Source organism: Sphingomonas sp. Leaf25, from assembly GCF_001421635.1.
In the GTDB taxonomy this organism is placed as follows: domain Bacteria; phylum Pseudomonadota; class Alphaproteobacteria; order Sphingomonadales; family Sphingomonadaceae; genus Sphingomonas.
Window position 1 is genome coordinate 360,228 of sequence record NZ_LMKU01000029.1, and the last position, 7,490, is coordinate 367,717.

At 69.7% G+C, this 7,490-nt stretch carries 4 protein-coding genes; 1 reads left to right on the forward strand and 3 read right to left on the reverse strand.

Features of this window, described 5'->3' with window-relative positions; genetic code table 11:
* Positions 1–289: 289 nt before the first annotated feature.
* Positions 290–4,435 (reverse strand): translocation/assembly module TamB domain-containing protein, encoded by a 4,146-nt coding sequence (locus tag ASE78_RS13410; protein ID WP_082467208.1) that lies wholly within the window; start codon positions 4,433–4,435, stop codon positions 290–292.
* Entirely contained in the window at positions 4,432–6,351 is a 1,920-nt protein-coding gene (locus ASE78_RS13415) for an autotransporter assembly complex protein TamA (protein WP_056497865.1), read from the reverse strand. The genes ASE78_RS13410 and ASE78_RS13415 overlap by 4 nt, the downstream gene beginning before the upstream one ends.
* Before the next feature lie 105 nt (positions 6,352–6,456).
* Here ASE78_RS13415 and ASE78_RS19085 point away from each other — a divergent pair, with 105 nt between their 5' ends.
* Positions 6,457–6,630 (forward strand): hypothetical protein, encoded by a 174-nt coding sequence (locus ASE78_RS19085; RefSeq protein WP_164490761.1) that lies wholly within the window; start codon positions 6,457–6,459, stop codon positions 6,628–6,630.
* A 133-nt stretch (positions 6,631–6,763) separates the two neighbouring features.
* Here the strand turns inward: ASE78_RS19085 and ASE78_RS13420 are convergent, their stop codons facing one another.
* Positions 6,764–7,363: an outer membrane protein gene (locus ASE78_RS13420; RefSeq protein WP_056497866.1), complete on the reverse strand. Its 600-nt coding sequence runs from the start codon at positions 7,361–7,363 to the stop codon at positions 6,764–6,766.
* Between the last annotated feature and the right edge of the window lie 127 nt (positions 7,364–7,490).

A 7,490-nucleotide genomic window follows, 5' to 3' on the forward strand; every position in this document is an offset into this window, starting at 1 on the left:
GGAGACTATCCGTTCGTTTTCAGTTACTTGGCGGATCAACCTATCTGAACGTCCGAGGTGTACGTTTACGTCGTGCAGACGTCACAGACCATGCCGCAGGGGCGAAGTTCATATGGCTAGCCGGTAGATGTCCTCGATCATGTCAAAGAGCGTGGCGCTCGTTGCGCTCCGGGGTGGGTGTAGCGGCTGGCCGGGGATGTAGGACAGCGATGATCCATTGCGACTGCGGGGCAGGCGCCGGTCGAGGCTCCAGCCTTCGCTGGAGCGAGGGTGTGGGGCCAAGGGAACCTCAATAATCGCGTGACACGCGCACGTTCACGCTCTGGCGGCCGATCGTCGAGATCGAGGACAACAGCGAGAGCCAGCGCGTGACCTGAAACTCGATGCGGGTGGCGCTGTAGCCCTGCCCGTCGGTCACGATCTCGGCATAGAAACGCCGCGTCAGATATTTGCCGGCGGCGACCGAGGTGCCCTGCCCCGTCTGCGGATCGGCGGGGAGGATGCGCAGACGGTCCAATCCGGCGGCACGGCGGACGGCGTTGATCGGGTTGAGGCCCCCTTCCCCGTTCTGGAGCGCGGCGACGGCGGCGGCCAGTTGCAGCGCCTCGGGCGCGGACAGGTTGGTGATCGAGGTGCCGAACAACAGACGCGAGAGCAGTTCGTCCTCGGGCAGCGCGGGCACGCTCTGGAAGCTGATCTCCGGCCGGGTCGCGGTGCCGGCGACGCGGATGGTGGCGTTCAGCCCCTGCGTATCGGCGTTGGCGACGATGTCGATCGCCGGATCGGCGGGGATTTCGCCGTTGAAGCGCAGCGCGCCGCGATCGATCTGAAACTCGCGGCCGGCGAATTCATAATTGCCGCGGATCAGGTCGGCCCGGCCGTTGATAACCGGGTTGGTCGGCTCGCCGGTGATGGCGAGGTCGGCGGACCATTCGCTGGTGAGGCCGAGGCCGGTGACGATCAGCCCGCCGGGCGCACGCGCGCGCAGGTCGAGCCGCCATGGCGTCGCGGCGGCGGTGACTTCATCGTCGCCGTCGGGGCGGTTGATCTCGCGGATGTTGAGACGTGGCAGCGGCGCGGTGGCGGTGGCGCGGCCGAGGCGATAGCGGCTGCCGTCCATCCGCACCTGCCCCGAAATCACGCCGCCCGCGCCATCACTCTTCACCCGGATCGGGCCGGTGACGGTCGCGCCGATCGAATCGGTGTTGATAAGCCTCGCGCGATCGGCGTTGAGCGACAGGTCGATGCCGAAGCCGCGCACCGCCGCGAATTCGAAATTGCCGGTGCCGGTGACGCGCCCCTGCCGCCCGTCGCTGGCGGCGAAGCGATCGATGACCAATTGCGATCCGTCGAAGCGACCCTGCGCCTCGACGCCGGTCAGCACGGTGCCGGTGATTGCGCTTTCGATCCGCGCGCCGCTGGAGCGGACGACGCCGCGAATGCGCGGATCGGCGAGGCGGCCGGTGACGTCGGCACCGACCGCGACCGGGCCGGACAGGTCGAACAGTTCGATGCCGGTCAGCCGCCACAGCGTATCGGCGGGGCCACCGTAGCGAAGCTGCGCGAACAGCGGCGCATTGGCGATGCGGGTGGCGAGGTCGCCCTGCCCCAGCGGCGCCAGCCGGGCCTGCGCGCGGCCGATAGTCTTGCCGCCGCTGGCCATGACGGCGCGCAGGCCCGCGCGGTTGGCGTCGAGCACGGCGGCGATGCCGACGTCGATCGGCGTCGAGGAAAGGACCAGCCCCGATCGGGTCAGGCCGCGAATGGTCAGGTCGACGCGCCCTGAGGGAGTCTCGCCATCCTGCGCATAGGCGATCTTGCCCGAGGCGGTGCCGCCCAACCCAAGGCCGGGATAGCCGATGTCGAGCACGGCAAGCGGCATGCGTGCGACGTCGAGGTTGACCTCGCTGCGGGTGCCGGTGAGCGCGCCGGCGATCGTGGCGCTGCCGCCGGCGAAGGTGAAGCGGGTGTCGCCAAGCCGCCAGCCCGCGCCGTCGCGACGCAGGACGGCGGGAGTTTCGAGTTTGAGCGGGCGGCGGTCGAGCGTGCCTTCCGCCGAGATGCGATATTCGTCCTCGGTGATGCCGATGACGCTCTGGATCGCGAAGGCGCGGCCGCGCGAGCCGGCGATCGAAGCGCGCGCTTCGCCGACTCCGTTCACGAGGCGCAGGTTGCCCGCCATCCGCGCGATCGACAATTTGCCGCGACGGAACCCCTGTGCGGTTACGGTGGCGTCGAGGCTGGTGGCGTCGCCGAGCACGATCGCTGCTTCGAGGCGGCCGCGCCGGACCTCGCCAAGCGTACCGAGCCGGGCACGCGCGGCGTCGAGCGCGAGGTCGATGCGCTGGTCCTGGCCCTGCGGACGGAAGTCGATCGTCCCCGACAGGCCACCGCCGGCGACGGTCAGGCGGCCGAGAAAGCCGTCCTCGACAATATCGACGCCGCCGGTGGCGCGGGTGCCGCTGACCTCCAGCGCGTCGACCGCGATGCGCGCGGTGCCGCCGCTCGGCAACAGGATCGCCCCTTGCGCAGTGAACGGGCCGAGACGCGAACCACCGGTAGCGCGATAGGCGAAGCCCTGCGGCGTGGGGTCGAGATGGGCGACGACATCGGACAGGCCGAGCGTTGCGTTGGGGCTGGCGAAGCGCAGGTCGAGCGTCGGGCGCGAGATGTCGCCGTCGAGGATGAGGCGCACCGGGCCATAGGTCGCCTGTCGGCCGACCGCTTCGATGTGGAAACTGCCGTCGCGGCGGCGATAGCCGTTGCCGACGAGCGTCAGGCCGGGCGAGGTCAGCCGCAGGCCGCGCAGATAGAGCGTGCCGTCGCGCCCGCGCTCCAGCCCGGTTTCGACCCGCGGCAACCCTTGCGTCAGCGAGCGAAAGAAGGCGTTGTCGAGCCGGCGGACCTGCGCCATGCCCCGCCCGATAATGCGGGTTCCGCCGCCGGGAATCGGCACGGCGCTGAGGCGGGTCTGGACATCGACGAGGCCGAGGCCGGGGATGAGATAGCGGGTGAGCGCGCCGCTGATGCCGATGTCGTAGCGGCCGGTGGCGAGATCGAGCGTAAGCATGATCCGGCCGTTCAGCTTGTCCGACCGCACGATCAGGTCGTTGCCGACGAGGGTGCGCGCATCGACGCGGAGATTGCCCACGACCGAGAGGTTGCGCAGGATGCCGCCGGCGACCTCGCCGATGCCGGTGACGCGCTTTGCGGCGAGGCGGATCGGGATGGTGACGGGGGCGCGGCTCAACCGCCCCTGCCCGGCGGCGACCACGCCCTCGAACCCGGTCTGGTCGAACGCCAGCCGGTCGGCGCGCAGGCGATAGTCGAACTTCGCGGTGGCGAACGCGCCATCGAGGATCGCGCGCAGTTCGATGGCGCGGCCCGTCATGTTAGGGAACAACGCGGCGGGGCGCAGCAGGCGGGTGCGCAGGCGCAGGTCGCGGAACGCGCTGGTGCCCAGATCGACGATGCCGTCGGCTTCGAGCGCGAGCGCGGGGCTGCGCAGCGCAAGCTGACCGTCGATCCGGCGGTTGGCGAAGGTGGCATTGCCGGCGACGCGGACCCGGGGGGCGGTAAGGCGTTGCAGCTTGCCTTGCAGCAACATCGAAGGCGCGAGCGTGCCGTTCAGCGCATAGCGGCCGGCGCGGACGGAAAGGTCGAGGTCGGCGATCGACTGGCCGGCGGCGGTGGCGGCGAGGCGGCCGTCCCATGCGCTCCAGCGGCCGTCGCCGGTGAGCGTGAGATCGAGCGGACGGCGGATGCCGCTGGCGGTGGCGAGCAGGCCGTCGGCGACGCCGCGCGCGCGCAGCTCGACGTCGAAGCGGTCGCGATCGGGTTCGGCGTCGAGGCGTAGCCGCAGGCGGTCGCTGCGCGCGATGTCGAGTGCGAGGTCGACCAGCGCCCGCCCCGAGCGAATATCGGCCTGCCCGATCAGCCGGCCGATACGCGGGGTTCCGGTGACGGCGCGGGCAAGTTCGAGTCGGTCGATCGAGAGGCGGCCGATGCGGATGTCGAACGACGGCAGGATCGGCCCGCGCCGGCCGGTCGGCGTCGGTTGCGGCAGTTTGGCGAGGATCGCGCGCGGGATGTGCAGGCGGGTGATCGACAGGCGGTTCGACCAATACTCCCATGGCCGCCAGTCGAGCTGCGCCAGCGGCGCGCGCAGGACGAGGCCTTGCGGGTCATAGATGCGGACGTCGACCAGCCGGGGGTTGCGGTAGATCGAGCCTTCGATCCGGCCGATGCGGTAGCGCATGCCGTTGGTGGGCTTCAATGTCGCGATGCGGTTGGCGATCAGCCGGTGGCCGGGACCGGTATCGATCGCGATCAGCAGGCCGGCGATGGCGACGACGATCGCCAGCAGCAGTTGCAGCAGCCGGCGGCCCCAGCCGATGCGCGGTTTGGCCGGCGGCGGTGCGGCGTCCTCGCTCAAAACGCCTGTCCGAGCGAGACATAGACGGCGATGCGCGGGTCGCCGCGTTGCGGGTTGATCGGCGTGCCGACGTCGACGCGGATCGGGCCGAAATTGCTGTAATAGCGCACCCCGATCCCCGCGCCGTAGCGCAGGTCCGACAGGCCGGGCAGCGGCGAGGTATCGATGTTGCCCGCGTCGAGGAACGGCACGACGCCGAAATTGCCGAACGCGCGCACCCGCGCCTCGATCGAGAATTCGGCGAGGCTGCGGCCGCCGATCGGATCGTTGTTGGGATCGCGCGGGCCGATGCTCTGGAAACCATAGCCGCGCACCGACGCGCCGCCGCCGGCATAGAAGCGCCGCGACGGGGCGACCGCATCGCGCGGTGCGCCGAGAATCGAGCCGATCCGCGCGCGGCCGGCCAGCACGAGGGAGTCGTTCACCGACTTGTAGACGCTGCCGTCGAGCTGCACGCGGGTGTAGCCGAACACGTCGCCCTGCAACGACAGTTCGGGGCTGAACCGGCCGCCGAGGCGAAAGCCGCGCGTCGGGTTCAGCAGGTCGTCGGACCCGTCATAGTTGAGGCTGGTCGGCACCGCGCCGATGAAATAGGTCCGCCGGCGTGGATCGCCGGTGGCGACGATCACGTCGCGCTCGTCGGTCGCCAGCAGCTCGGCGCCCAAGGACCACGTCCATGTCTTTTGAAAGAAGATGTTGGTCTGGCGCTCGAGGCTGCCCGAGAGCGAGACGGTGTTCGCCTCGAACGCATCGCGCACCAGATGGGTGGCGGCGATCTGGCCGGTCAGCACGCGGTCGCGGCCGTGGAAATTGTTGCGGCGGAAGGTGACGGCCGCGACCTGCTCGCGCGTGCCCAGCACGCCGCGCAACGTCAGCGCGCCTTCGGGGGGGAACAGGTTGCGGTGGGTCCAGCTCCCCTCGACCCGCGCGCCTTCGCCCGTGCCATAACCCAGTTCGGCGGCGATGGTGCGCGGCGGCGCGGGCTCCATCGCGAGATCGAGGTCGACGGTGCCGGGCACCTGTCCCTCGACCGGGGTCAGGCGGACCTGCGAGACGAGGCTGGTCTGAACGATCGCGCGGCGCAGATCGTCGACCAGCGTCGAATCATAGGTCTCGCCAGGTTTGAAGCGGGCGATGTCCTGGGCATGATCGCCATCGAACACGCGGTTGGGGCGGGCGACGATCCGGCCGAAGCGACGCTCGCCGCCGGGCTGGACCGGCACCTCGATCGTCGCGGTGCGCGTGGCATGGTCGACGGTGATCTCGGCTTCGCCGACCTTGGCGAAGGGGAAGCCTTCGCGGCCGATGGTTTGCGTGAGCTTTTCCTGCGCGGCGACCACCGTGTCGCCCTGCACCGGGGATTGCGGGGCGATCGGGAAGGCTTCGCGCAAGGTTTCGGCCTTGGTGCCGGCGACGGCGATGCCGGGCGTGCGGACCTGCGCGAAGCGGTAGCGTTCGCCCGGTTCGACTTCGAGGTAGACGATCAGCCGGTCGCCTTCGGGCCGGACGCTGGTGGCGATGCGCGCATCGAAATAGCCTTCGTTGCGCAGCAGTTCGTCGAGGGTGCGGGCATCCTCGCGCGCGCGACGATCGATCTGCGCGGCGTTGGCCGGTTCGCCTTCGTTCGCGCGCAACGTCGAGAGTTCGTTAAAGCGCTGGCGGAACAGGTCGGTGTCGACCGCGTCGATGCCGGTGATGCGGTAATTGTAGCGCGTCTCCCCCGCCGCGTTGACCGATCGGATCGCGGCCAGCGGATCGGCCGGTTCGGGCGCGATCTCGGGCCAGGCGACGCCGATGTCGGGCAGGTCGGCCAAGGGCGCATCGGGGGCGAGCGGTACATCCTGCGCACGCGCGGGCGCGGCGACGACCACGAGCCATCCGGCGCTCAACAGCAACACAAGCCGGACACTCGACATGGCAGCCGTCCTAGCCCGTGGGGGTAGCCGCCGCCAAGGGGCTAAACCAGCGTTGCTGCGCCGGATGGTAGCATGGGCGCGGCGATTGTGGCAGGAGGGCGCGCAATGAGCGATCCTTCCCACACTCCGCGCGCCGGCGGCCTGCCGATCGCGATCGGCACCATGGCCGGGGCGATCGGCGGCGCGCTGGCTGGCGAGGCGACGATCGGCGTGCTGGCTGGCTTTGCGATCGGCGTCGTGGTTGCGATCGTCATCTGGCGGCGCGACCGGCGCGGGTAGCGTTTCCGAACAGATTTCCAGACTTCGATCCATGCCGCATCGTCACCCCGGAACCAGTCCGGGGTGACGAACGGGCGGCCGTTTCGGCCGAAAATGACGAAGATCGGCCGGAAATGCCGAATATCGATCGGTCCTAGAAACGCACCGGCACCCCGAGCATCAACGTGCGGTTGACCCCCGCCAGTTCGCGATAGTCGAGGCGGACGCCGATCCGGCGCGACGCGCGAACCTCGATGCCGCCGCCATAGGTGACGCTGTGGCTCCAGTCCGAGGCACCCTCGACGGCGAAATCGTCGGTGACGCGCACCCGCTGCGCGCCATAGCCGAGCGTGGCATAGACCAGCGCGCGGTCGCCGATGACATAGCCGGCACGCCCGCCGACGCGGTAGCTCCATTGCGGATCCTCGGCATAGACGCCGCCGGGCAGCCGTGCGGTCGCCTGCGTCCCGCCGGTGCCGATCGCCGCTTCGGCCCCGAGCCGCACGCGCGGCGCGACGGCAAGGTCGAACCCGGCGAAGGCACCGCCCGCCACCCCACGCGAGCGATAGGTGTTCGTCTCGGTCACGTTGAACAGCGGCACGGTGATCTCGAGATCGAAATGATGCTCCTGCACGCCGATCTCGGCCCCGGCATAGCCGCCGGTAAAGGCAGTGTTCAGCCGGTCCTGGGCATGGCCCGGCATCGCCGACGCGACCATCGCCGCGCCGGTCGCCACCAGCAGTTTCATGTTCATCACTATCCCTTTCGCTCGATCGGCAGCGACTCCCGCGGCGCCGATAACGCTTGTGTAAGACAGCAAAATATTTCTGTAAAACAGAAATAGATTGGTGTTATGCAGCGATCATTCGAGCAGGCGGGGG